At 64.8% G+C, this 22,273-nt stretch carries 24 protein-coding genes; 8 read left to right on the top strand and 16 right to left on the bottom strand.

The features are described from left to right. Nucleotides 1-5 precede the first annotated feature (5 nt). The 4 genes from ASH04_RS14210 to ASH04_RS14195 form a co-directional block, all read right to left on the bottom strand. Nucleotides 6-1,004 (bottom strand): enoyl-CoA hydratase/isomerase family protein, encoded by a 999-nt coding sequence (locus tag ASH04_RS14210; protein ID WP_032371215.1) that lies wholly within the window; start codon nt 1,002-1,004, stop codon nt 6-8. 45 nt (nt 1,005-1,049) lie between these two features. Next, nucleotides 1,050-1,733: a DUF4166 domain-containing protein gene (locus ASH04_RS14205; RefSeq protein ID WP_057473968.1), complete on the bottom strand. Its 684-nt coding sequence runs from the start codon at nt 1,731-1,733 to the stop codon at nt 1,050-1,052. Between the two features lie 107 nt (nt 1,734-1,840). Next, nucleotides 1,841-3,637 (bottom strand): ABC-F family ATP-binding cassette domain-containing protein, encoded by a 1,797-nt coding sequence (locus ASH04_RS14200; RefSeq protein WP_057473759.1) that lies wholly within the window; start codon nt 3,635-3,637, stop codon nt 1,841-1,843. Further along, nucleotides 3,637-4,572, bottom strand: a complete 936-nt coding sequence (locus tag ASH04_RS14195; RefSeq protein ID WP_032371216.1) for a 4-(cytidine 5'-diphospho)-2-C-methyl-D-erythritol kinase — start codon at nt 4,570-4,572, stop codon at nt 3,637-3,639. Before ASH04_RS14195 ends, ASH04_RS14200 begins: the two co-directional genes overlap by 1 nt. Nucleotides 4,573-4,754: 182 nt before the next feature. Between ASH04_RS14195 and ASH04_RS14190 the strand changes: the two genes are divergently transcribed. After that, complete coding sequence (locus ASH04_RS14190) at nt 4,755-5,744, top strand: helix-turn-helix transcriptional regulator (RefSeq protein WP_057473758.1); 990 nt, start codon at nt 4,755-4,757, stop codon at nt 5,742-5,744. A gap of 12 nt (nt 5,745-5,756) precedes the next feature. Then, nucleotides 5,757-6,572, top strand: a complete 816-nt coding sequence (locus ASH04_RS14185; RefSeq protein ID WP_057473757.1) for a DNA/RNA non-specific endonuclease — start codon at nt 5,757-5,759, stop codon at nt 6,570-6,572. Nucleotides 6,573-6,582: 10 nt separating this feature from the next. Here the strand turns inward: ASH04_RS14185 and rsmA are convergent, their stop codons facing one another. From rsmA to ASH04_RS14170, 3 genes are all read right to left on the bottom strand, one after another. Further along, nucleotides 6,583-7,458, bottom strand: coding sequence for a 16S rRNA (adenine(1518)-N(6)/adenine(1519)-N(6))-dimethyltransferase RsmA (rsmA, locus tag ASH04_RS14180; RefSeq protein WP_057473756.1), 876 nt, complete (start codon nt 7,456-7,458; stop codon nt 6,583-6,585). Between the two features lie 19 nt (nt 7,459-7,477). Beyond that, complete coding sequence (locus ASH04_RS14175; protein ID WP_027496073.1) at nt 7,478-8,605, bottom strand: resuscitation-promoting factor; 1,128 nt, start codon at nt 8,603-8,605, stop codon at nt 7,478-7,480. Between the two features lie 102 nt (nt 8,606-8,707). Continuing rightward, entirely contained in the window at nt 8,708-9,535 is an 828-nt protein-coding gene (locus ASH04_RS14170; RefSeq protein WP_057473755.1) for a TatD family hydrolase, read from the bottom strand. Nucleotides 9,536-9,556: 21 nt separating this feature from the next. On the opposite strand from ASH04_RS14170, the gene metG reads away from it, so the two are divergent. Then, the gene (metG, locus tag ASH04_RS14165) at nt 9,557-11,107 is read left to right on the top strand and encodes a methionine--tRNA ligase (protein ID WP_057473754.1); all 1,551 of its coding nucleotides are present in this window, start codon (nt 9,557-9,559) and stop codon (nt 11,105-11,107) included. 52 nt (nt 11,108-11,159) lie between these two features. Here the strand turns inward: metG and ASH04_RS14160 are convergent, their stop codons facing one another. Then, entirely contained in the window at nt 11,160-12,539 is a 1,380-nt protein-coding gene (locus tag ASH04_RS14160) for a WS/DGAT/MGAT family O-acyltransferase (RefSeq protein WP_027496070.1), read from the bottom strand. 172 nt (nt 12,540-12,711) lie between these two features. On the opposite strand from ASH04_RS14160, the gene ASH04_RS14155 reads away from it, so the two are divergent. Both ASH04_RS14155 and ASH04_RS14150 read left to right on the top strand, forming a co-directional pair. Next, entirely contained in the window at nt 12,712-13,731 is a 1,020-nt protein-coding gene (locus ASH04_RS14155; RefSeq protein WP_235580007.1) for an alpha/beta hydrolase, read from the top strand. Between the two features lie 14 nt (nt 13,732-13,745). Next, nucleotides 13,746-14,174, top strand: a complete 429-nt coding sequence (locus tag ASH04_RS14150) for an SRPBCC family protein (RefSeq protein ID WP_027496068.1) — start codon at nt 13,746-13,748, stop codon at nt 14,172-14,174. A gap of 3 nt (nt 14,175-14,177) precedes the next feature. Here ASH04_RS14150 and rsmI read toward each other — a convergent pair whose 3' ends face one another. Further along, nucleotides 14,178-15,002 (bottom strand): 16S rRNA (cytidine(1402)-2'-O)-methyltransferase, encoded by an 825-nt coding sequence (rsmI, locus tag ASH04_RS14145; protein ID WP_027496067.1) that lies wholly within the window; start codon nt 15,000-15,002, stop codon nt 14,178-14,180. Nucleotides 15,003-15,109: 107 nt separating this feature from the next. Here rsmI and ASH04_RS14140 point away from each other — a divergent pair, with 107 nt between their 5' ends. Beyond that, nucleotides 15,110-16,621, top strand: a complete 1,512-nt coding sequence (locus ASH04_RS14140; protein ID WP_032364169.1) for a dolichyl-phosphate-mannose--protein mannosyltransferase — start codon at nt 15,110-15,112, stop codon at nt 16,619-16,621. A gap of 24 nt (nt 16,622-16,645) precedes the next feature. Here ASH04_RS14140 and ASH04_RS14135 read toward each other — a convergent pair whose 3' ends face one another. From ASH04_RS14135 to ASH04_RS14125, 3 genes are all read right to left on the bottom strand, one after another. Continuing rightward, on the bottom strand, nt 16,646-17,068 hold the full coding sequence (locus tag ASH04_RS14135) for a DoxX family protein (RefSeq protein WP_027496065.1): 423 nt from the start codon (nt 17,066-17,068) through the stop codon (nt 16,646-16,648). 69 nt (nt 17,069-17,137) lie between these two features. After that, the gene (locus ASH04_RS14130) at nt 17,138-17,506 is read right to left on the bottom strand and encodes a GntR family transcriptional regulator (protein ID WP_027496064.1); all 369 of its coding nucleotides are present in this window, start codon (nt 17,504-17,506) and stop codon (nt 17,138-17,140) included. Nucleotides 17,507-17,513: 7 nt separating this feature from the next. Continuing rightward, on the bottom strand, nt 17,514-18,182 hold the full coding sequence (locus ASH04_RS14125) for an SDR family oxidoreductase (RefSeq protein ID WP_027496063.1): 669 nt from the start codon (nt 18,180-18,182) through the stop codon (nt 17,514-17,516). 63 nt (nt 18,183-18,245) lie between these two features. On the opposite strand from ASH04_RS14125, the gene arsC reads away from it, so the two are divergent. Next, nucleotides 18,246-18,593 (top strand): arsenate reductase (glutaredoxin), encoded by a 348-nt coding sequence (gene arsC / locus ASH04_RS14120; RefSeq protein ID WP_032389926.1) that lies wholly within the window; start codon nt 18,246-18,248, stop codon nt 18,591-18,593. Nucleotides 18,594-18,606: 13 nt separating this feature from the next. Here the strand turns inward: arsC and ASH04_RS14115 are convergent, their stop codons facing one another. Beyond that, a complete protein-coding gene (locus tag ASH04_RS14115; protein WP_057473967.1) occupies nt 18,607-19,845 on the bottom strand; it encodes an arginine deiminase in 1,239 nt (412 codons plus the stop codon). A gap of 64 nt (nt 19,846-19,909) precedes the next feature. On the opposite strand from ASH04_RS14115, the gene soxR reads away from it, so the two are divergent. After that, nucleotides 19,910-20,410, top strand: a complete 501-nt coding sequence (gene soxR / locus ASH04_RS26165; protein ID WP_027496060.1) for a redox-sensitive transcriptional activator SoxR — start codon at nt 19,910-19,912, stop codon at nt 20,408-20,410. Here soxR and ASH04_RS14110 read toward each other — a convergent pair. The 3 genes from ASH04_RS14110 to ASH04_RS14105 all read right to left on the bottom strand — a co-directional run bounded on the left by ASH04_RS14110 (nt 20,326) and on the right by ASH04_RS14105 (nt 22,190). Next, nucleotides 20,326-21,228 carry an SDR family oxidoreductase gene (locus tag ASH04_RS14110; RefSeq protein ID WP_057473966.1) on the bottom strand — a complete coding sequence of 301 codons (903 nt, stop codon included), beginning with the start codon at nt 21,226-21,228 and terminating at the stop codon, nt 20,326-20,328. The two genes, soxR and ASH04_RS14110, sit on opposite strands and share 85 nt — an antisense overlap. Before the next feature lie 74 nt (nt 21,229-21,302). Next, entirely contained in the window at nt 21,303-21,458 is a 156-nt protein-coding gene (locus tag ASH04_RS26945) for a hypothetical protein (RefSeq protein ID WP_167329154.1), read from the bottom strand. Nucleotides 21,459-21,515: 57 nt separating this feature from the next. Continuing rightward, nucleotides 21,516-22,190, bottom strand: a complete 675-nt coding sequence (locus tag ASH04_RS14105) for a ScbR family autoregulator-binding transcription factor (protein ID WP_027496059.1) — start codon at nt 22,188-22,190, stop codon at nt 21,516-21,518. Nucleotides 22,191-22,273 lie beyond the last annotated feature (83 nt).

Here is a 22,273-nt window from a genome sequence, read left to right as displayed (position 1 = left end):
GACGGTCACAGCAGCTGCTGGAAGGCCTCTGGTCGCACCATCTCGAGCACCAGAGGCTTCCACTGCGGCGCGCGGTCCTTGTCGACCAGCACTGCGCGCACCCCCTCGGCGAAGTCCGGTTCTGCGATGATCCATGTCGCCAGCCGCAACTCGCGATCGAGGCACTCCCGCAACGTACTGTCCGCAGCCCGCTCGATCAGGGCATCGGTGGCCATCAAGGACGTCGGCGACAGCGTTGCCAACTGAGTCTTGGTAGTGCGAGACCACGCGGTATCGCACTCCAATGCATCGATGATGTCGACGAGCGAGGTCTTCTCGAACACCGTGGCCACCGCCTTCGCGTCGAACGACAATTCCGTCGTCGGCGGCGGGGTCGTGTGTCGCTCGAGCGCTGCACCGAGATCGGTGCCGCCGAGAATGTCGTCCTTCAGCGCCTGAACGGATTCGCTGGGACAGAAGTGTGTCGCCAATCCCAGTGTCACAGCGTCGGATCCAGTGATCCGAGTGCCTGTCAACGCCAAGTAGCGTCCGATGTGATCAGGCAACCGGGACAGGAAGTAGCTCGAGCCCACATCGGGAACGAATCCGATCGCCGTCTCCGGCATCGCCAGAAGAGCGTTCTCGGTCACGATCCGCACGCTGCCGTGCACCGAGATACCTAACCCTCCCCCGAACGCCGCGGCCTCGATGACCGCCACATACGGCTTGGGGTACGTCGCAATGATCTCGTCGAGGTCGTACTCGGCAGAGAAGTAGCGCGGCCCGGCTTCTCGGTCGCCGTCGATCACGGCCTGCCTGATGGCCTTGATGTCTCCGCCGGCGCAGAACGCGCGCGGTGAACTGCTCGTCACCAGAACCGAACCGACGGTGTCGTCGTCCCGCCACGCATCGAGTGCCGCGCGAATGCCGTGGATCATGGCCTCGTTCAACGAGTTCAGGGCCTCCGGCCGGTTCAGGACGATATGCCCGACACCACCGACTACCTCGGCTTCGACTACGGCCACTGCGGACTCCCTTTCACCTGCTTCGATCGACGCGTAACAGTAGCGCTATTCGCGTGATTCGATCGAGCGCGGCCGCGCGTCGGAAGGGATGTCGGCGGGACGGCACTCGCGCTCCTCCGCGGTGAACCACCCGCGATACAGGAACAACTGGCCGAACACCGGGCTCTTGACTTCGATCTCGATGCGGTGCCGTTCCTCAGCCGCGTCCCACCATTCCCGGCCGATCGTGACCGCGGAGGCCACTTTCGGCAACTTCGGCGCAATGGGACCGAGCAGAAACCGCGGCACCTCGCTCTCGAGCACCAACCCACCGTCGGAGTCGACCGCACACGTGGTGTGCACCACCATGTCCGACGAGAAGCCCAGATAGTCGAGCGCATACGCGTCGGATCCGGCGGACGACACCATCACCGAATTCATCCCCTGCGGACGCGCGGCGAACGCGAAGCGACGCACGAAAGACATTGTCTCGCGGCCCAATTCGTCGACGTACGCATAGTTGGCAATGGTGAAGGGCACGTCCTTGCCCACCCCAGCAGGAAACAGGCCTCGCTTACGACCGGCCCACAGCAGCGGCGGAGGAACGAGACGAGAATGGGTCATCTCCTCCATCACACCGACCCCGAACTGAGCCCGATGATCCGAGGACTGCAAACCGAAACGCCATTGGACCTTGGGATGCAGACGAGCGAAATCCGAACCCATCACTTCTGCGACGACCGATGCCATGTGCACAGTATGCGCTGCGCGCATGTGCATGAAACTTCGTAGCAGGTTACGAGTTACCACTCACATGGCGCAGGCTCTACTCAGCCACTCACATGCGGCGGAGCCGCTCATTCCAACTCGGCGGCCAATTCCATCCAGCGTTCCTCGGCGACGTCCTTGTCGGCGAGAACCTGCTTGAGTTCGGTGTCCAGGGCCACGAGCTTGTCCGGCGCAGTGGCAGCCTCGGCGAGTTCGGCGTGTAGTTCGGTCTCCCGCTTGGACAGGCGAATGACGAGCTTCTCGAGCTTGCTGAGTTCCTTACGGGCAGCGCGCTCCGAAGCCGCATCACGGGTTGCCTTCCGCGGCACCCCGCCGGTGGTCAACGAGTCCGGCGTCGCGTCGGCGGCGAGGACGGCCCGCCTGCGCAGGTAATCCTCGATGCCGCCGGGCAAGTTGGTGAGCTTGCCGTCACCGAACAGTGCCCACGTCGAGTCACAGATGCGCTCGATGAGGTACCGGTCGTGACTGATGACGACGAGCGTGCCCGCCCAGCCGTCCAGGATGTCCTCGAGCTGCTGCAGGGTGTCGATGTCCAGGTCGTTGGTCGGCTCGTCGAGCAACAGCACGTTCGGCTCGGCCATCAGGACTCGCGTCAACTGCAGGCGACGGCGTTCGCCACCGGACAGATCTCCGACCGGCGTGCGCTGGCGAGCGGGGGTGAAGCCCAGCCTTTCTGCGAGCTGCCCAGCAGAAATCTCCTTGTCGCCCAACGTGATCCGCTCGGCCACCTCCTTGACCGCGTCGAGGACCCGCAGCTTCTTGGGTAGGTCGTCCAATTCCTGCTTCAGCCAACCGATCTTGACGGTCTGGCCCTGGATGCGCTTGCCCGCAGCGGGCTGCAGTTCACCGGCGAGCGTGCGCAGCATCGTCGTCTTGCCCGATCCGTTGACGCCGACGAGACCGACGCGCTCGCCGGGAGCCAGACGCCACGTGAAGTCCTTGACCAGCTCACGGCCGTCGGGAGTTTCCAGGCGCGCGTCCTCGAGTTCGATGACGACCTTGCCCAGACGGCGCTGCGCAAAGGAGGACAGCGCCACGGAGTCACGAGGCGGCGGTACGTCGGCAATCAATGCCTCGGCGGCCTCGATGCGGTATTTGGGCTTGGACGTTCGCGCGGGAGCACCGCGGCGCAGCCATGCGAGTTCCTTGCGGGCGAGGTTGCGACGCCGCTCCTCGGATGCGTCGGCCTGACGGGAGCGCTCTGCACGCGCGAAGACCCAATCGTTGTAGCCACCCTCGTAGGTTTCGATACCACCCCCGACGACCTCCCACGTCTGATTGGCGACGGTGTCGAGGAACCACCGATCGTGCGTGACGACCAGTAGCGCGCTCCGACGGCTCACCAGGTGCGCGGCCAGCCACTGCACGCCCTCGACGTCGAGGTGGTTGGTGGGCTCGTCGAGCACCAAAAGATCCAGATCCTGAACGAGGGCTGCTGCCAACGCGACTCGTCGACGCTCGCCACCGGAGAGGTTGTCGATCGGCGCGTCCAGTCCGGAGCTGCCGGACGGACCCAGGTCGGCAATCCCGATGCCGGTCAGGATGTTTCGCACCCGGGAATCGCCGGCCCACTCGTGCTCGGCCATCCCGAGCGGATCGAGTACCACCTGACCGACCGTCGACCCGGGCGGCAACACACCACGCTGGGTGACGACGGCCATCCGCAGTCCGTTCACTCGGCTGACGCGTCCCGAATCGGGGGGTTCGATGCCGGCGAGAACCTCGAGGGTGGTGGTCTTGCCACCGCCGTTGAGGCCGACCATGCCGATGCGTTCGCCCTCCTGCACACCGAGCGAGACGCCGTCGAGCAGAGGCTTGACGCCGAAGGACTTACTGACGTTTTCGAGATTGACGAGATTGACCATCAGGAAAAACCATTCGATTCACTAGTGACCACACGAGCACCGGGAACCGGTCCACTCGCAACACGGACGGTGCGGCACACGCCTGCACCGGACAATTCAGCGCTCACCGACACCGCCGCATCGGCGTCGGCGCACAGGAACGCACACGTGGGGCCCGAGCCGGACACGATGCCCGCCAACGCACCCGCGGTGACCCCCGCTCTCAGTGTGCGACGCAACTGCGGCATCAGCGAGACCGCAGCGGCCTGCAGATCGTTGCCCAACAGCGGGGCGAGGGCCCGCGCATCACCCGACGCGAGGGCATGCATCAAATCCTCGGTTCCGCCGAGCCTGGGCGGATCGCCCTTGGCCCGCAACTGATCGAGCTCGCCGTACACGGCGGGGGTCTGCAGACCACCCTTCGCCAACGCCAGAACCCAATGAAAGTTGTTACGCGAGAGCACCGGAAGCAACTTCTCACCGCGGCCGGTGCCGACGGCAGTCCCGCCGTGCAACGAGAACGGCACATCGCTACCGAGCTCGGCCGCCACCTCGTCGAGCTCGTCACGCGAGAGCTCCAGATGCCACATCGCGTTGAGCGCAACCAACGTCGCGGCAGCATCGGCACTACCGCCCGCCATGCCGCCGGCGACCGGAATGCCCTTGTCGATGGTGATCTCCACCGACGGCTCGCGCCCGACCCGACGACCCAACAACTCGGCGGCCTTCCAGACCAGGTTCCGCGAATCCGTCGGAACGACCTTCGCGTCGTCGCCGCGCACCCGAACCGACAACGCCTTCGCCGGAACGACCGACAACTCGTCGGAGAGAGACAGCGCCTGGAAAACCGTCGTCAACTCGTGAAAGCCGTCGGGACGCAGGTCACCGACCGAAAGATGCAGATTCACCTTCGACGGGGCCCGAACGACAACGGGCGTGGGAACGACAGACAGCACGTTTAACCACAGTAGTGGAGAAACAGGGGCCGGGTTCACCATCAGGCGGCCCACCTGGGGGTACTCAATGTCACGTTCGGTGGACTTTTCGGGGGTCAATGTCACGTTGAGTGGACTTCGGTGGCCGGGTCGGGTCGGTAAAGAGGACCGAAGATGTCCGCATTCGGTGGCATTGTGTGGATATGAAGGAAACCTCGGCCCGGCTGTTGCGGCTGCTGTCGCTTCTGCAGACCCGGCGCGATTGGGCGGGTGCAGAGCTGGCGGAACGGCTCGACGTGACGCCTCGCACGCTGCGGCGGGACGTCGACAAGCTGCGCGACATCGGCTACCCGGTCAATGCGACGCCGGGCGTCGGCGGCGGCTATCAGTTGGGGCCGGGTGCCGAGATGCCCCCGCTACTGCTCGACGACGACGAGGCCTTGGCGGTGGCGTTCGGTTTGCAGTCGGCGGCCGGTGGATCGGTCGCGGGGATCGGCGAGGCGTCGCTGCGTGCGTTGACGAAGCTCCGGCAGGTGATGCCGTCGCGCATCCGGCATCGGCTCGACGCCCTCCGGATCGACGTGGTGGAGCACACCCCGCGGTCTGCGGTGGATGCGGCGGTGCTGTCGACGGTGGCTGCGGTGTGCCACGGTCACGAGCGACTGCGATTCGACTACCGCAAGCACGACGGTTCGGAGTCTCGGCGCGAGGTGGAGCCCTACAGCTTGGTTCGGGCGGGAGCGCGGTGGTATCTGCTGGGTTGGGATGTGCTGCGCCAGGATTGGCGATCGTATCGGGTGGATCGGCTCACTCCGAAGATTCCCACCGGCCCACGGTTCACGCCGCGGGAGTTACCTGCGGGCGGCGCGGCGACCTACGTCTCGCAGGGAATCGACCGCGCGTTCACCCAGGTTCAGGCGCGCATTCGCTTGCATGCGCCGATCGAGACGATCGCCCCGATGGTCGACGAGCACTGGGGCACACTCGAATCCATCGACGACACCTCGTGTGCGGTGGTGCTCTCGGGAGACTCACTGCCGTCGATCGCCCGCTGGCTGGCGGCGTTCGACACCGACTTCACCGTGCTCGACCCGCCGGAACTGAAAGAGGAATGCCGCGTGGTCGCTGCGCGTCACGCGGCCCTCGAACGGCGATACCTCGCCGCGGTTCACCCTCCGGTAACCGACGCGTGAGTCAATGGGTCCATGACGACCCCACTCGGTTTCGACCCGACCTTCCTGGCCGACATCGACGTTCCGCTGCCGGGTCGAGTAGGCCTGGTGGTACTTCCGTACACCCACTTCTCGGTATCCATGGATCCTGCCCGACGCCTCGCCGCGGTCACCGGCGTGAACATCGACGGCTCGAGTCTGAAAGACGTGGAGCGAGGCGATGATTGGCGTCTGGACGAGCGGCTCCCGGCGTCGCAGCAGGCGGGGAACGAGTTGTACTCGAACAACGACCTCGACCGTGGGCATCTCGTTCGCCGACGAGATCCGGTGTGGGGCGAGCTGTCGGTCGCGACGCGTGCCAATGCGGATACCTTCCACTACACGGTGTGCGCTCCGCAGACGGCCACTCTGAACCAGTCGAAAACTCTGTGGCTGGGGCTCGAGGATTACGTACTGGGCCATGCCGAGCAGTACGGGCAACGGCTCTCGGTGTTCAGTGGCTGCATCTTCGCCGACGACGATCCGATCTACCGAGGCATTGCCATACCGCGTCGCTTCTTCAAGATTGCCGCGTGGTCCCAGGATTCGGCACCGGCGTGCACCGGATACGTGCTCGATCAGTCGCCGTCACTCGACCCGATTCTCGACAAGCCGCTTCGGGTCGAGACCGATCCCCCACCGCTCGGCCCGTACCGCACGTATCAGGTTCCGGTAGCAGACATCGCGTCGGCGACCGGCTTGAAGCTGGGAATTCTCACCGAGGCCGACCGGTACGCACCTGTTGCAGCGGCACGCGCCGAGGCGTCGAAGTGGACCGAACTGACGCGACTGTCGGACATTCACCTGTAAGAACGAGACGTCAGGCCTCGGTAGCCGCCAGACGAACGAACGCTGCCGCGTCGATCGTTTCCCCGCGGGCCGTGGGATCGATTCCGGCCTCGCGAAGTCTGCGCTCCGCGGCGACGGGTGAACCGGCCCACCCCGCGAGGGCTGCTCGTAAAGTCTTGCGGCGCTGGGCGAATGCGGCGTCGATGACGGCGAATACCGACTTCCGGTGTGCAGTGTCGGTCGGCCACGGCGGCTCGGCGTATCGATCGATGCGCACCAGCCCCGATTCCACTTTGGGAACCGGCCAGAACACCGAACGGCCCACTGCCCCGGCCCGTTTGACGTCACCGAAGAATCGGGCCTTGACGCTGGGAATGCCGTAGATCTTGCTTCCCGGTACCGCGGCGAGGCGATCGGCAACCTCGGCCTGGACCATCACCACGGCCACCCGCAGGCTGGGTAGCTCCGAGAACAGGTGAATGAGCACAGGCACCGCGACGTTGTACGGCAGGTTCGCCACCAATGCCGTCGGGTGTCCCGGAATGTCCTCGGCCCGTACGCGCAACGCGTCGGCTTCGATGACCGTCAACCGTTCGGCGAGGGTGGGGGCGCGGTCGGCCACCGTGATGGGCAAGCGGGTCGCGAGCTTGGGGTCGATCTCGACCGCGACAACGGCGTCGGCCACATCGAGCAGAGCGAGAGTCAACGATCCGAGGCCGGGACCGACTTCGAGGACGGTGTCCTGAGGTCCGACACCGGCGGAGGCGACGATGCGTCGCACGGTGTTGGCGTCGTGCACGAAGTTCTGGCCAAGTTGTTTGGTGGGACGCACGTCGAGCTCGGTAGCGAGAGAGCGGACTTCGGCAGGACCGAGCAGAGCCGCAGCTCCCCTCACATGTTCGGACACGGCGGGAACTCTACGGGAACTAGCGGTAACCCAGACGCGAGGTGCATGCCGGCCATGCGCCCCAGCCCTGCGACTTCTGCGTCACCGATGCGATGGCGATCTGTTCTTCGCGGGTGGCGAGGTCGGCGCGCGGTGCGTATTTCAGGCCGCCCTGGCGTTCCCAGGTGTTCTGGTCGAATTGCACGCCGCCGTAGAAACCGTTGCCGGTGTTGATGGCCCAGTTGCCGGTTGCCTCGCATTGAGCAAGCGCGTCCCAGATCGCACCGTTCTCCACGGGTGGGACCTCGGTGCCGGGCTTGGCTCCGACTCGAACGGTCTTCGGCTGCGCCGGCACCTTGACGACTTCGTCGATCTTCTCGCGTCCGGCCTCGACCCCGTTGACCATGTTGATCTTCCAGGTGATGTCGGAGACGCCGGGAGCGCCGGGGTTCTCGACGACGGTCTTGCTCATGTTCATCGTCGGATCTTCGATGCGCTGTTCCGGGGCATCGGTGTCGGTGGTCTCGGTCTTGGTGACGGTCCGGTCGCGCGTGACGACGATCTCGGCACCGTCGGTGACGGCGGCATCCGGATCCGGCGACACGGTGTCGGCCTCTTCCAATGGCTTGCCCGCTGCTTCGAGGAATTCGCGCACGGTCGGAGCGGCGAGCGTCACCGGCGTTGCCGGACTGCCTCCGTCGACCAGCGAGACCTGCTTGGGCAGGGCCACGTCCAGTTCGGTGCCGTCGAGGGGCAACCGCTCGGAGCGAGACGCCGACACGTGGACGTCCTCGGCGAGGCCCGTCTGCTGCAGAGCTTCCTCGACCGTCAACGCGGTGGTCCAGATCTCCTCCGGCTTGCCGTCGACGTTCAGGGTGATCTCGCGAGCGCGGCGCAGCACGACGGTGTCGCCGTCACTCAGCCCGGAGTCGGGCGCGGGAACGACCAGATCCTTGTCCGACGGCGTGTAGCCGGCATCGACGAGAGCGCTGTTGACGTCGGTCTTCATCGTGCTCAGCGAAATCATGTCGCCGTCGACGTCGATGGTCACGGTTTTGTGACGGCTCACCGCCATCACGCCCCCGGCGACCAGCGTCATCAACAGGGCCGCGATGACCAGGTAGAGCGTGGTCGAACGAGCGGAGTTGAGGCGTCTGATAGTCGACAAGTTTCGTATTCCTGGCGGTTGCAAGCGTGACTTCGGGGTCGAAACGCCCGAGTTCGGTCACGGTACGGTAACGAATTAGTACCTCCGCCGCAACCCAAGGAGCTAGAGCCCGTACACCCGCTCGGCATTCGCCGTGGCATGCGCCGCCAGTTCGGCCGGGTCCTGGCCACGAACCTCGGCCAGCGCCCGGGCGGTGTACGGCAGGCAGTACGGCTCGTTGGGTGCACCGCGAAACGGATGCGGAGTGAGAAACGGAGCATCCGTTTCCACCAGCACCAGCTCGTCGGGCACCAGCACTGCGGCCTCACGCAGCGCATGCGCGTTCTTGAAACTGACCGTCCCCGAGAAGCTGAGAACGTAACCGGCGTCGACGCAGGCCTTGGCGGTCTCGGGCCCGCCGGAGAAGCAGTGGAAGATCACCGTCTCCGGAGCGCCCTCGGCGACCAGGACCGCGAGCAGATCCTCGTCGGCCTCGCGGTTGTGGATCATCAGCGGCTTCCCGAGACGCTTGGCGAGATCGATGTGCCAGCGAAATCCCTCGTGCTGCTCCGGGACCGTCGCACAGTCGTCGAGCTTGCCGGGCCAGTAGTAGTCCAGACCCGTTTCGCCGATGGCGACCACACGCGGATCGGCCGCGAGTCGTTCGATCTCGGCCTTCGCTGCGTCGTCGAGCACGTTCGCGCGGGTGGGATGGATCGCGACCGCCGCCCACACCCGTGGATCCCAGGATGCAGCGTCGACGGCGAAGCGCGCGGCGTCGAGGTCGTCGGCGATCGTGACAACCCGGGTGACCCCCACCGACTCGGCGCGATCGACGATCGCGGCCACGCTCGCGGCATCGGTCGCTCCGCAGGCATCGAGGTGGGTGTGGGCGTCGACGAGGGGGCCGACGGCATCGGGCAGCGGTGGCGCGGGACGTTCTCTACTCACGCTGGATAGAGTAGGCGCACCATGACTGCGCCAGCTGATGCCTCACGGCCACCCTTCTACGTCACCACGGCAATCGCGTACCCCAACGGAGCACCTCACATCGGGCACGCGTACGAATACATCGCCACCGACACGATCGCGCGCTTCAAGCGCCTCGATGGCTACGACGTGCGTTTTCTGACGGGAACCGACGAGCACGGCCTCAAGATGCAGCAGACCGCGCAGAACGAGGGCATCGACGTCCGCGAGCTCGCGGCGCGCAATTCCGACGCCTTCCAGGCGGCGCACGATCTGCTGCAGAGCTCGTACGGCCGCTTCATCCGCACCACCGATGCCGACCACCATGCCGCCAGCCAGGAACTGTGGCGACGGATGGAGGCGAACGGCGACGTCTACCTCGACTCCTACTCCGGCTGGTACTCGGTCCGCGACGAGGCGTTCTACACCGAGGCCGAGACCACCCTGACCGAGGACGGCTCCCGCGTCGCGACCGAGACGAACACGCCCGTCGAGTGGACCGAGGAGTCGTCGTACTTCTTCCGGCTCTCGCAGTACCAGGACAAACTGCTCGAGATGTACGACGCGTCGCCCGATTTCATCGCGCCGAACACGCGCCGCAACGAGATCGTGAACTTCGTCAAGGGCGGTCTGCGCGACCTGTCGATCTCCCGGACCACATTCGACTGGGGTGTGCCGGTACCCGGCGATCCCGCGCACGTGATGTACGTGTGGGTCGACGCGTTGACCAACTACCTCACCGGTGCGGGTTTCCCCGAGACCGACTCGGAGGCGTACCGGAAGTTCTGGCCCGCCGATCTGCACGTCATCGGCAAGGACATCACGAGGTTCCACACCGTCTACTGGCCGGCGTTCCTGATGTCCGCAGGCATCGAGCTACCCAAGCGGGTCTTCGTGCACGGGTTCTTGAATGTCAAGGGCGAGAAGATGTCCAAGTCTCTGGGCAACGTGCTGACTCCCGACTCGTTGGTGGAGAACTACGGCCTCGATCCGGTGCGCTTCTTCTTCCTCCGCGAGGTCTCGTTCGGGCAGGACGGCAGCTACAGCCACGAGGCGATCGTCGCCCGCGTCAATGCCGACCTGTCCAACGAACTGGGCAACCTCGCGCAGCGTTCGCTGACGATGGTGGCGAAGAACCTCGAAGGACAGCTTCCCACACCGGGTGACTTCACCGCCGAGGACGAGGCGATGCTGGCCCGTGCGGACGCGCTGCTGGAGATCTGCCGACGCGAATTCGATGTGCAGGCAATCCATTCCGCGCTCGAAGCGATCTGGTCGGTACTCGGCGAGACCAACCGCTACTTCTCGCTGCAGCAGCCATGGGTGCTGCGCAAGACCGACCCCGATCGCATGGCCACGGTGCTGTACGTGACGATCGAGGTGTTGCGCATCGTGAGCATCCTGGCCCAGCCCGTCATGCCCGATTCCGCGTCGCGCATCCTCGACCTGCTCGGGGCGTCGAACCGCGAATTCGCGGACATCGCAACACGTTCGGTTCCCGGCACCGCTCTCCCTGCCCCGACGCCGGTGTTCCCCAAGTACGAGGAGAAGTAAGCCCATGTGAGTGGAACTTCGTAGCCCACTACGCGGTTCCACTCACATGGGGCTACGCCGCCTTTTCGAGCTCCTCCAACGTGTTCTCCAGATGCGTGAGCATCCGCTGCAGGTGCGGCACACTGCGTCGGCACCCGATGAGCCCGAAGTTCAACGAATCGCCGTTGCTGGCGACGGTGATGTTGAGCGCTTGTCCGTCGCACACGATGGACGCCGGGTAGATGCCATCGAGTTTCGCGCCGTTCCAGTAGAGATCCTCCTTGGAACCCGGCACGTTGGAGATGATCACGTTGAACGGCGGCGGGGTGTAGTCGACGAATCCCGGCACCGGCCCGAAGAGCAACGGGGCCATGGTGATTGCACCGACGGCAAGCGCTTCGAGGGTGTTGAGCTCCCCCATCATCTGCTTGCCTCGGACGGTGGACTCCTTGATGCGTTCGAGGCGAAGCAGCGGATCGGATTCGTCGGTCCCCAGGTTGCACAGAATGGTCGTCACGGAGTTACCGGCGTCCTTGCTGTCACCCTCCTTGCGCAGCGAGACCGGCACCATGGCGATCAGTGGCTCCTCGGGAAGCGCGTTCTGATCGATGAGGTAGGCACGCAACGCTCCGGCGCACATCGCGAGCACCATGTCGTTCAGCGTTGCATCGAGAGCGGTACCGACCTTACGAATACGCTCGATCGACCAGCTCTCCGCCGCGAAGCGTCGAGCGCCGCCGATGGGCACGTTGAACATTGTCCGCGGTGCCCGCAGCGGTAGCTGTGCGCCTTCTTTCTTCAACGCGCGCAACCCTATTCGCGCGGAGGCAGGGGCGAAGTCCACCAGGTCGCCGGCAATCTTGCGTCCCATGGACAGGCCGCTGCCCAGTTGCGCCAGCCGCCCGGGCTCGGCCTTGTCGACCTTCTTTCTGCCGCGACCGAACAACGACGGGTCCCAGGTCGCCACTCCGCTGCGATCCTCGGGGTCCGTCGAGAGTGTGCGCTGCATGAGCTTCAGCGCGCTGACGCCGTCGACCAGCGAGTGATGCACCTTGGTGTACAACGCAACTCGGCCGTCGGCCAGACCCTCGATGATGTGCAGTTCCCACATCGGCCGGTAGCGATCGAGCGGGGCACTGTGATTGAGCGAGAGAAACTGGAACAGCTCGCGGATGCGTCCCGGCGAGGGCAAGACAGCGCGCCTGACGTGGTACTCGAAGTCGACGTCCTGATCGAAAGCCCACGCGAGAGTTCCCATGATCTGCACCGGGCGGGCCGGCCGCTTGCGGAACAGCTCGTGCACTTCACCAGTGGTGAACTTGCGATGCACTTCCTGTGCGAACTCGTGCGGATCGCCGGGCGGTACGAACAACTCCAGTCCGCCCACGTGCATCGGGTGCTCCCGCGATTCGGCGATCAGAAACATCGATTCGGTGATGGGCATGAGTGCCATGAGCTGTCCTTTTTCCATTTGTTTTATGTCACGGTACGGCACCGAATGTGACTCAGAACACGACCTTACGTGCGCTCACGAAATCCCACCCGCTATTGTCCGTTACCAGGGGTTCCGAACAGAACGGGGATCCGACGCACGGCGCACACGCGCCCTGCAACAGTCAACGGGGATGGAGGCGACGGCTATGAATCCGGCGCTCACCGTAGTGAAAACGTCCGACGCGGCAGCCACTGCGCGCCGCCGCGATATCCGCGGAGCAAGCCTGCAGTCGCAGATCCTGTCCAAATACCTGCAGTTCACCGTGCGCCCGTTCCTGACGGTGTGGGCGCAGGCACCGTCACTGCCGTGGCCGATGGGTTTGGTCGATTACGCGGGTCTGCTCGTCCCCCAGATCAGCGGCACCACCCGCAGTCGCGTCATGCTCTCCGAATGCGAGGCCGAATGGATTCGGGCCGAGGGCAGCGGAACCGATCGTGTCGTTCTGTACATGCACGGCGGCGCCTTCGTGTGCTGTGGACTGCGGACTCATCGGCGGATGACGTCACGCGTCTCCAAGAGCGTCGACGGCGCAGTCCTGTCGGTGAATTACCGCATGATGCCGCGTAACCCGATCGCACACGCCGTCGAGGACGGGGTCGACGCTTACCGCTTCCTCCTCGATTCCGGCTATCGCCCGGACCAGATCATCATGGGCGGGGATTCGGCGGGCGGATATCTCGCTTTCATGGTCACCTTGGCTCTGCGGACCGTCGGCCTGCCCGCACCGGCCGGCATCTTCACGATGTCGCCGCTGACCGACATGGATCCCACCGGCAAGCTGACTCACGAGAACGCCAAGAAGTGTTCGGTGTTTCCGTCCAACGCCGTTCCCGCACTGACCGCCCTCGCCGATCGGGTCGACGCACGGATCGTCATCGAAGGTGAACGCGGCCCACGGGTCTCACCGGTCGACGGTAATCTCGCCGGCCTGCCGCCGGTGCTGATCCAGGTCGGATCGACCGAAATGGTCTATGCCGACGCCGAACTCATGGCTCAGCGCCTCGCCGTCGCCGGAGTCGACTGCGAACTCCAGGTCTTCGAGGATCAGGTGCACGTGTTCCAGGCAGCCGATTTCGTCCCCGAAGCCCGACGCGCACTACGCGCCATCGGCGAGTTCGCCCGCAACGTCAGCCCCCGTACAGAAAGCTGAGATACCTTCTCCCCATGGCAGTCACAGTGAACAAGTCCGTCGACATCGAGGCGGACGCAGCGACAATTCTCGACGTCCTCGCCGACGTCGAAGGCATCCCCTCGTGGTCTCCCGTGCACAAGAAGTGCGAGGTGGTCGACCGCTTCGACGACGGTCGGCCGAACCACGTCAAGATGAAGGTCTCGATCATCGGTATCAACGACGAGCAGCTGGTCCAGTACACCTGGAGCGAGAACGAGGTGTCGTGGAGCTTGGTGGAGAGCACCCAGCAGAAGGCCCAGGAAGGCCGATACACGTTGACGCCCAAGGGCAACGGGACGCACGTCGAATTCGAGCTGACCGTCGACCCGAAGGCTCCCCTGCCCGGCTTCCTGGTCAAGAAGGGCACCAAGACCATTCTCGAAGCAGCGACCGAAGGGCTACGCCAGCACGTGGTGGGCTGAGCGTCACTGATCCTTGCGGGCGGCGAGAACGGCCTCGTACACCTCGCGCTTGGACACGCCTGCGACGGCCACCTGAGCGCAGGCGTCCTTCAATCGCATGCCCGACGCCACGAGCGATTCCACCTCGGCCACGAGATCCTCGGGTTCCTCGGCGACGGCGACCGCTCCTTCGAGTACGACGGTGATCTCACCGCGGACTCCGTCACGTGCCCAGTCGAGCAGCTCCCCCAGTCCGCCGCGGCGGACCTCCTCGTAGGTCTTGGTGAGCTCTCGGCACACCGCAGCGCGGCGGTCTGGGCCGAGAACGTGCACCGCGTCCTCGAGACATGCGACGAGCCGATGCGGGGCCTCGAAGAAAACGATGGCACGCGGTTCGGCGAGCACCGACTGGAAATACGTGCGCCGCTGTCCCTGCTTGCGCGGGGCAAACCCGTCGAAGCAGAAGCGCTCCACCGGCAGCCCCGACAGTGCGAGGGCGGTCGTGACGGCCGACGGCCCGGGCAGGCAGGTCACCGGCAGGTCGGCGTCGACGCAGGCCGCGACCAACCGGTAGCCCGGATCGCTCACCGACGGCATGCCCGCGTCGGTCACCAGCAGTACGGTCTTTCCCTCGGCGACGGCCTCGACCAGTGCGGGTAGCCGCGCCGTTTCGACCTGGTCGTAGAAACTGACGACCCTGCCCCCGATCGTCACGCCGAGGGAGGACGCCAGTTGTTTGGTGCGTCGGGTGTCTTCGGCGGCCACGACATCGGCACTACCGAGGGCATCACGCAGGCGCTGCGAGGCATCTCCGACGTCGCCCATCGGGGTGGCAGCAAGGATGAGCATGTCTCCAGTGTCTCCCATGCGGTGCAGCGGCCTGCCGCCCACTCCGGAACACCGCCTACGATCGGTACGTGACCTTGCTGACCTCTGAGCGCTCCGGCGACCGGTCGATGGTCAGTCCCGGGCCCACCGTTGCCGCGCGCGACTGGTTCCACGACACCGATGTACGACGCGGCTGGATCGTCACCCTCGTCGTCACCGCCATCTGTGCGATCACCCGCTTCACGATGTTGCGGTACCCCACCGACGCCGGAACGCCGGTGTTCGACGAGAAGCATTACGCACCGCAGGGTTATCAGGTGCTCACCGGCGGCGGGCTCGAGGACAATCCGGCCTACGGACTGGTGGTGCACCCGCCGGTCGGCAAACAGCTGATCGCCGTCGGCGAGGCGTTGTTCGGCTACAACGGTTGGGGATGGCGTTTTTCGTCCGCGGTCGCCGGAACGCTGTTGGTACTGCTGGTGATTCGAATCGTCCGACGCCTCACCCACTCGACGCTCATCGGTGCGATCGCAGGCATTCTGCTCATCGTCGACGGTGTGACGTTCGTCAGCAGCCGCATCGGCATGCTGGACATCTTCCTGGCCCTGTTCGTCACCGCTGCTCTGGGTTGCCTGGTCGTCGACCGCGACGACGTGCGAAAGCGACTGTGGACGGTCCGAGCCGAGGGCCGCATGGACGTCAGCGATCTCGGCCCTCGAATGGGTGTGCGGTGGTGGCGTTTCGGGGCCGGCGTCATGCTGGGTCTCGCATGTGGCACCAAGTGGTCGGGTCTGTATTTCATCGCGTTCTTCGGCTTGCTGAGCGTGGCGTTCGACCTGGCTGCTCGTCGCTCGTACGGGGTTCGCCGACCGTGGCGGGGAACTGCGGTGCGCGACATCGGACCCGCGCTGTACGCGCTGGTGATCGTTCCGATCGCCGTGTACCTGATGACGTACTGGGCGTGGTTCACCTCCGAGACCGGTGTCGACCGACACGAGGTGGGCAACGGAATCGGATTCGGCGGACCGTTCTCCTTCGTCCCCGGCGCCCTGCGGTCGCTCTGGTACTACAGCGGCAGTGTGCTCGATTTCCATGAGGGACTGACCAATTCGGCAGGCAATCGGCACCCGTGGGAATCCAAGCCGTGGACGTGGCCGATGGGCCTACGCCCCATGCTGTACTACTTCGCCGACGGCGAGAGCGTCTCGGGGTGCTCGGCGTCGTCGTGCGTGAAGGCGATCATGCTGATCGGCACGCCCGCGATGTGGTGGTTGGCCTTGCCGATGCTCGCCTGGACGCTGTGGTCCGTTCTCGTACGACGAGATTGGCGCTACGCCACGGTTCTCGTCGGTTACGGTGCCGCACTGTTGCCCTGGTTCGCGACCCTCGACCGGCAGATGTACTACTTCTATGCGGTGGCGCTCGCGCCGTTCATGGTGATGGGCTTCGCACTGGTACTGGGCGACATCATCGGAAAAGCGAGCGCCTCGGCCGAGAGACGCGGCACCGGACTGCTTCTGGTGTGCCTGTACATCGCGGTGGTGATCGCCAACTTCGTGTGGCTGTGGCCGATCCTCACCGCGATGCCGATCACCCCGCAGATGTGGCAGGAACAATTGTGGTTACCGAGTTGGCGCTGAGCGCCCCACTCGGCTCGCTACCGACTACTGCAGAATTGCGGTCTTGCCCTTGGTGATTCCGTCGATGCTGATGCGACCGGCACCGAACGCCGCGAGCATCAAGGCGCCGACGCCGAGAGCGACGACGAGCTCGTAGCCGTTTTCGGTGGCGAACACCCCGTTCTCGAAGTGGACGAGGAATGCAGCTCCCAACATGTCGGCGAACAGCAGCAGACCGGCGATCGGGGTGAAGATGCCGAGAACCAATGCGCCGCCGCCGATGAGCTCGACGAACGTTGCGAAGTAGGCAGACGCCGTGGGTACCGGAATGTTCATCGCCTCGAAGCTGGCAGCAGTGCCGTCGAGGCCGAAGGTGTTGAGCTTCTGCCACCCGTGGGCGATGAAGACGACTCCCAGGCCGATACGGGCTACGAGGGCGACGGCGTCACGGACGAGTGTTGAGTTCATTGATAGGCATCCTTCTGGCGCGGCTGAATGGGCAGCACCACCCTGACAGAAGGAGGTTGAAGCGTCAACTTACCGGCCGCCTGCCCCTTTCAGAGCAGCTTCGAGAAACGTTCGCGCCTGGTCGTCGTCGAGACCGATAGATCTGACGGCCCGGACGAATTCCGTTGCGGCCCTGGCTGCAATATCTCGTGACGGGTCACCGCCGGACGCCACGAACGATCCGGACCTACCCCGCGTCTCGATGATTCCCTGCTGTTCGAGCTCCCGGTAGGTCTTCGCCACCGTGTTCGGCGCGATCTTCAGCTCTTCGGCAAGCCCACGTACCGTGGGGATCTTTGTTCCGGCGATGAGATCCCCGGACCGCACCAATCCCAGAATCTGCATCCGCAATTGCTCGAACACCGGGGTCGTGTTCGACGGATCGATGCTTACGCGCACGATCGCCTCATCGAACCGCGTCGACAGCGTCGGCGATGGACGTCGATCCGGACGTGAGCATCAGCGTTTTGCCGATGGCACTGCCGGTGTCGATCAGACGGGCGACGACCGCTGCCACGTCGGCACGGGTCACCTCGCCCGGGTCGAGTGGAGGCTCGGTGAGCGAAACCGAGTCCGTCGCATCCTCGTCGGTCAGCTTGCCGGGGCGAAGAACGGTCCAGTCCAAGCCCGCGCGGGACGAAACATCTTCTTCCGCAGCAGTTTTGGCCCGGATGTATGCTTTCCATCCCTCGTCGAGGTCGTCCGCGACCGGCTCACCGGCCCCGAAGGAACTGATCAGCACGTAGCGGCGAACGCCGGCCTTCTCGGCGGCATCGGCCAACAACACCGCACCGGCCCGGTCGACGGTGTCCTTGCGCTCGGGACCGCTGTTGGGACCTGCACCGGCCGCGAACACCACTGCGTCGGCACCGGAGAGAACGTCGGCCAACTCGTCGACGGACGCAGACTCCAGATCGATGACCTGCGGCAGCGCACCGAGGGCCGTGACGGCATCGACGTGATCGCTGTTGCGAATGAGCGACACAGCGCGGTCACCGTGCGCCGTGAGAACCTGCGTGAGATGTTGGGCGATCTGGCCGTGCCCACCTGCAATGACAATGCGCTTGTCGGTCATGCGACTACTCCCGTTCCTGACGTGATCTGTCGCGTTGGCTACCCGCGTGACAGGATTGCAAACATGACCCGGGCCGCAACCATCTATCACAACCCACGCTGCAACACCTCCCGCACCGTTCTGAAGATGATCGAGGATGCGGGCATCGTCCCCCAGGTCGTCAAGTACCTCGAGACGCCGCCGACCGAAGACGAACTCCGCACGCTGCTCGCCGACGCGGGACTCGAACCACGTCAGGCTCTTCGAACCCGAGAGAGCATCTACAAAGAACTCGAACTGGCGGAGGCCGACGACGAGACCTTGATCGCGGCGATGGCGGCGCACCCCATTCTGATCGAACGCCCGATCGTGGTCACCGACAAGGGAACCGTGTTGGCTCGCCCCGCCGACAAGGTCCTGGCCGTCCTGTAGAAACGCCTGTCCGTCAAAGCCTTTCGCGAGACACCGGGCACGACATACACCGGGGGCCACCCCGGCCCGAGCCCAACTCGGACCCGGAGATTCGCAACACCTCGATGCCCGACGCCTCGAGCCGCGCATTGGTCTCGACGTTGCGCTCGTAGGCAACGACCACCCCCGGGGAGATGGCGAGGGTGTTGTTGCCGTCGTCCCATTGCTCGCGTTCGGCGGTCACATGATCGAGTCCGGTGTCGATCAACCGGAGTTTGCCGATTCCCATCGCATCGGCGGCGGCTTCGAGGAACGGGTCGGCACCGCGAATACTGACGCCCGCATCCTCGCGGTGAATCGTGAACGCGGACAACGTGTCCTGAATAGCCGGATACATCACAACCGCGTCGGTGTCGACCATGGTGCAGACGGTGTCCAGATGCATGGACGCACGCTCCTGCGCGATCGGCACCACCAACACGCTGTGCGCCAGATCGTCCTCGAAGAGACTGCGTGCCAACGCTTCTGCGCCCGCAGGGGTGGTGCGCTCCCCCACACCCACCGCGACCACTCCAGGAGCGAGCAGCAACACGTCACCGCCTTCGACCGGAGCGGTACGGGATTCGTACGCACGTCGCACGCCTTTGAACATGGGATGGAATGCGTAGATCAAGTCGGTCAGCGACGTTTCCCGTACTCGCGCAGGCAAGGCCAGGGAGGTGATCGCCACTCGGTTGTCGATCCAGAACGACGAGTCACGGGTGAACAGCAGATTGGGCAGCGGATCGATGACGAAGTCGCACCCGTGATGCATGCGGCGAACCAGCGAGGCACCACTGGGCTCGGCCTCACCGGACTCGGCTTCGAGCAACTCGTCGAACGTCATGCCCGCCATCAGGATCTGGGCCAGTTCGGCTGCCGGGATACCGCGCAGGTACTGGGCGAGATCCTCGGCGAGCGCCCGTCCGAGCCGTCGAGCGTCGACGGCAGCCGAGATGCCCTGCATCCGAGCGGCACCGCTGACCGTCATCGCTTCGGTGAGGAGTTCGCCGAGCAGCAGCACCGTCACGCCGCGGCTGCGGAGCAGCTGGGCGAACGCATCGTGCTCGTCCTGTGCCCGGTCCACCCACGGCAATCCGTCGAACAGCAGCTGGTCGTTGTTTCTCGGAGTCAGGCGCCGCAGCTCGTCGCCCGGGCGGTGCAGCATCACAGTGCGGAGCACACCTACCTCGGAATTGGCTCCCAACGGGCCCGCAGCGGAGTCGACGCTCATGAACGAACGGTAAACCCATTCGTCGCTCAGCGCTGGCATCCGGACCTGAAGTAAGGTCGAGGTCGTGCCGATGCCCGAGTGGAATGTCCGTGAACTGACCCCCGGCCAGCTGTCGGAGCGCAGCGGCGTCGCCGTGTCCGCGTTGCACTTCTACGAGAAACAGGGCTTGATCAGCAGTCGACGAACATCGGGCAACCAACGCAGGTTTCACCGCGAGACCCTGCGCAGAGTGGCGTTCATTCGTATCTCGCAGAAGGTGGGAATCCCTCTCGCGACCATCCGTCAGGCGTTGAGCGAACTTCCGGACGAGCGAACGCCCACCCGCGAGGACTGGGCCAGGCTGTCGACGCGGTGGCATCGCGAACTGGACTCGCGCATCGAGCAGTTGGTTCGCTTACGGGACGACCTGACCGGGTGCATCGGCTGTGGTTGTCTGTCGTTGGCCGGCTGCGCTCTGGCCAACCCACACGACCGGCTCTCCTACTCCGGCCCCGGTGCCCGCACACTGGACGTCGACTTCGACGCCCCGTCGGTGCGACGCGGCTCGAGCAGTTTGGAGAACTGATCGTTCGCTCGTTGCAGCACGAACTCGTACGGTGGCGCGAACTTTCGCGAGATCCAGTAACCGAAGCGAATGTCGTTGGAGGAGTACACGAGGTACTTGCGTTTGGCGATACCGGCGAGAATCGCATCGGCCACGACCGACGGTTCGACTGCACGCTTCTCGAACCGGTGCTGCAGCTTCTGCACCCGAGGATCGTCTCGATCGACACCGGCGATCTGCAGTGTCTGCACCAGGCCGGTCTTGACCCCACCGGGCACGACGAGGCTGACGCCGATTCCGTGACGTTTGAGGTCGTATCGAAGAACTTCGGACACGCCACGAAGGCCGTACTTGCTGGCGCTGTACGCAGCGTGCCAGGGCAGAGGAATCAATCCCGCCGCGGACGAGACGTTGACCAGATGCCCACCGCGGCCCGCCTCGATCATCGGCGGGAGGAATTTCTCGATGACATGGATGGGACCCATGAGATTGACATCGACCATGGACTTCCAATGCCGATGCTCCAGATTCTCGACGGTGCCCCACGCCGAGATGCCCGCGACGTTCATCACGACGTCGAGGCTGCCGAACTCGGCGTGAATATCGTCCGCGAAGGCGGTGACCGCGTCGAAATCGGAGACGTCGAAGGGCAAGGAGTGACTGACCGTGCCGCCCGCTCGACCGACCAGGTCCACGGTCTCGGCAAGCCCGGAGGCGTTGATGTCGGTAAGGAACAGTTCAGCTCCCACCGCTGCAGCCGCGATGGCCGTCGCCCGGCCGATTCCGCTGCCCGCTCCCGTGATCAACGTCTTCTTGCCGCGCAGATCGTATGTAGCCATCGAAGCTTGTTCCCCCACCGGTTGCCACGTGTCAGGTCGATTCCGACCCTACGCGGTGACGACCGACAGGGCCGTCACAATCTCTGCGACATCTCGTCTCGGTAATCGGCGACGGTGTTCTCGATACGCGTCGCCTCGTCGTCGGCACCTCGTTTCCGCGCATCGTCCGCGCGGTGCTGCAGAGTGCCGATCGCTTTCCGGAGCTCGTTGTCCGACATTCTGTGTTCCATGTCACACAGTGTGCGCCTCGCATCGGCGCGCAGCAAGCACCCCGGGCGACGAGAACGTCAGACGGTGACCGAGCTCGAATCGATGTTCTCGCGCACGAAGCTCGAGAGGCTGCGAGCTGCGAATTCTCGGAAGTAGGCCAGCTTGTCGGCAGGCACCAACGACGGCAGCACGGTGTTCCACACCTTCTCCATACGAGACGGCGCATCCTCCAGACGCGACTGCGCCTCGGACACCATCAGAACCCCGGCCAGCATTTCGCACACCAGCAGTGCCGCGTTGCCTGCGTCCAGGTGGTCGGCGACGTCGCCGTGCTCGATGGCCCGCTCGAAAAGATGCTCGAAGATGTTGCCCCAGGTGCCGAACACGCTTCCGCGAGCGGTGTCGGACCCGTCGATCTCCATCTGCAACCGGTACATCACACGAACGAGCGGATCCGACGCTGCCAGTTCGAGAACCGAGTACGAGATTCCGATGACGGACTCGAGGGCTGGGCTGCGGCTGTCCACCAGCCCCGCGCAGGCCGTGGACACGCGCTCGTGACCTTCGTCGACGATGGCGCGAGCGAGTTCTTCCTTGGACGCGAAATGGAAGTACAACGCGCCCTTGGTCACGCCGGACTGCGCCGACACCTGACTCAGCGTGGCATTGGCATGCCCGACGTCGAGGAAGAGATCTGCTGCAGCGCGCAGCGCCGCCGCGCGAGTGGCTTCGGCCCTGAGTTGTCTCACCATGTTGCTACACCCCTGCTCAGTCGATCCTGCGATGACATCGACACCTTGTGGTACGCGCTGGCTCCCGGGTGCTGAACCCACGA

Origin of the sequence: Rhodococcus sp. Leaf233, from assembly GCF_001426165.1 — a bacterium.
Classification (GTDB): Bacteria; Actinomycetota; Actinomycetes; order Mycobacteriales; family Mycobacteriaceae; genus Rhodococcoides; species Rhodococcoides fascians.
Note: the sequence above shows the minus strand (reverse complement) of the source record. Positions and strands in the feature narration are given on the sequence as shown.

Coding starts and splice junctions, on each gene's coding strand:
- ASH04_RS14205 (WP_057473968.1), bottom strand. CDS start 1,733: ATGGCATCGGTCGTCGCAGAAGTGATGGGTTCGGATTTCGCTCGTCTG.
- ASH04_RS14200 (WP_057473759.1), bottom strand. CDS start 3,637: ATGGTCAATCTCGTCAATCTCGAAAACGTCAGTAAGTCCTTCGGCGTC.
- ASH04_RS14190 (WP_057473758.1), top strand. CDS start 4,755: ATGAAGGAAACCTCGGCCCGGCTGTTGCGGCTGCTGTCGCTTCTGCAG.
- ASH04_RS14185 (WP_057473757.1), top strand. CDS start 5,757: ATGACGACCCCACTCGGTTTCGACCCGACCTTCCTGGCCGACATCGAC.
- metG (WP_057473754.1), top strand. CDS start 9,557: ATGACTGCGCCAGCTGATGCCTCACGGCCACCCTTCTACGTCACCACG.
- ASH04_RS14160 (WP_027496070.1), bottom strand. CDS start 12,539: ATGGCACTCATGCCCATCACCGAATCGATGTTTCTGATCGCCGAATCG.
- ASH04_RS14155 (WP_235580007.1), top strand. CDS start 12,712: ATGGAGGCGACGGCTATGAATCCGGCGCTCACCGTAGTGAAAACGTCC.
- ASH04_RS14150 (WP_027496068.1), top strand. CDS start 13,746: ATGGCAGTCACAGTGAACAAGTCCGTCGACATCGAGGCGGACGCAGCG.
- rsmI (WP_027496067.1), bottom strand. CDS start 15,002: ATGCTCATCCTTGCTGCCACCCCGATGGGCGACGTCGGAGATGCCTCG.
- ASH04_RS14140 (WP_032364169.1), top strand. CDS start 15,110: ATGGTCAGTCCCGGGCCCACCGTTGCCGCGCGCGACTGGTTCCACGAC.
- ASH04_RS14135 (WP_027496065.1), bottom strand. CDS start 17,068: ATGAACTCAACACTCGTCCGTGACGCCGTCGCCCTCGTAGCCCGTATC.
- ASH04_RS14125 (WP_027496063.1), bottom strand. CDS start 18,182: ATGACCGACAAGCGCATTGTCATTGCAGGTGGGCACGGCCAGATCGCC.
- arsC (WP_032389926.1), top strand. CDS start 18,246: ATGACCCGGGCCGCAACCATCTATCACAACCCACGCTGCAACACCTCC.
- ASH04_RS14115 (WP_057473967.1), bottom strand. CDS start 19,845: ATGAGCGTCGACTCCGCTGCGGGCCCGTTGGGAGCCAATTCCGAGGTA.
- ASH04_RS14110 (WP_057473966.1), bottom strand. CDS start 21,228: ATGGCTACATACGATCTGCGCGGCAAGAAGACGTTGATCACGGGAGCG.
- ASH04_RS26945 (WP_167329154.1), bottom strand. CDS start 21,458: ATGGAACACAGAATGTCGGACAACGAGCTCCGGAAAGCGATCGGCACT.
- ASH04_RS14105 (WP_027496059.1), bottom strand. CDS start 22,190: ATGGTGAGACAACTCAGGGCCGAAGCCACTCGCGCGGCGGCGCTGCGC.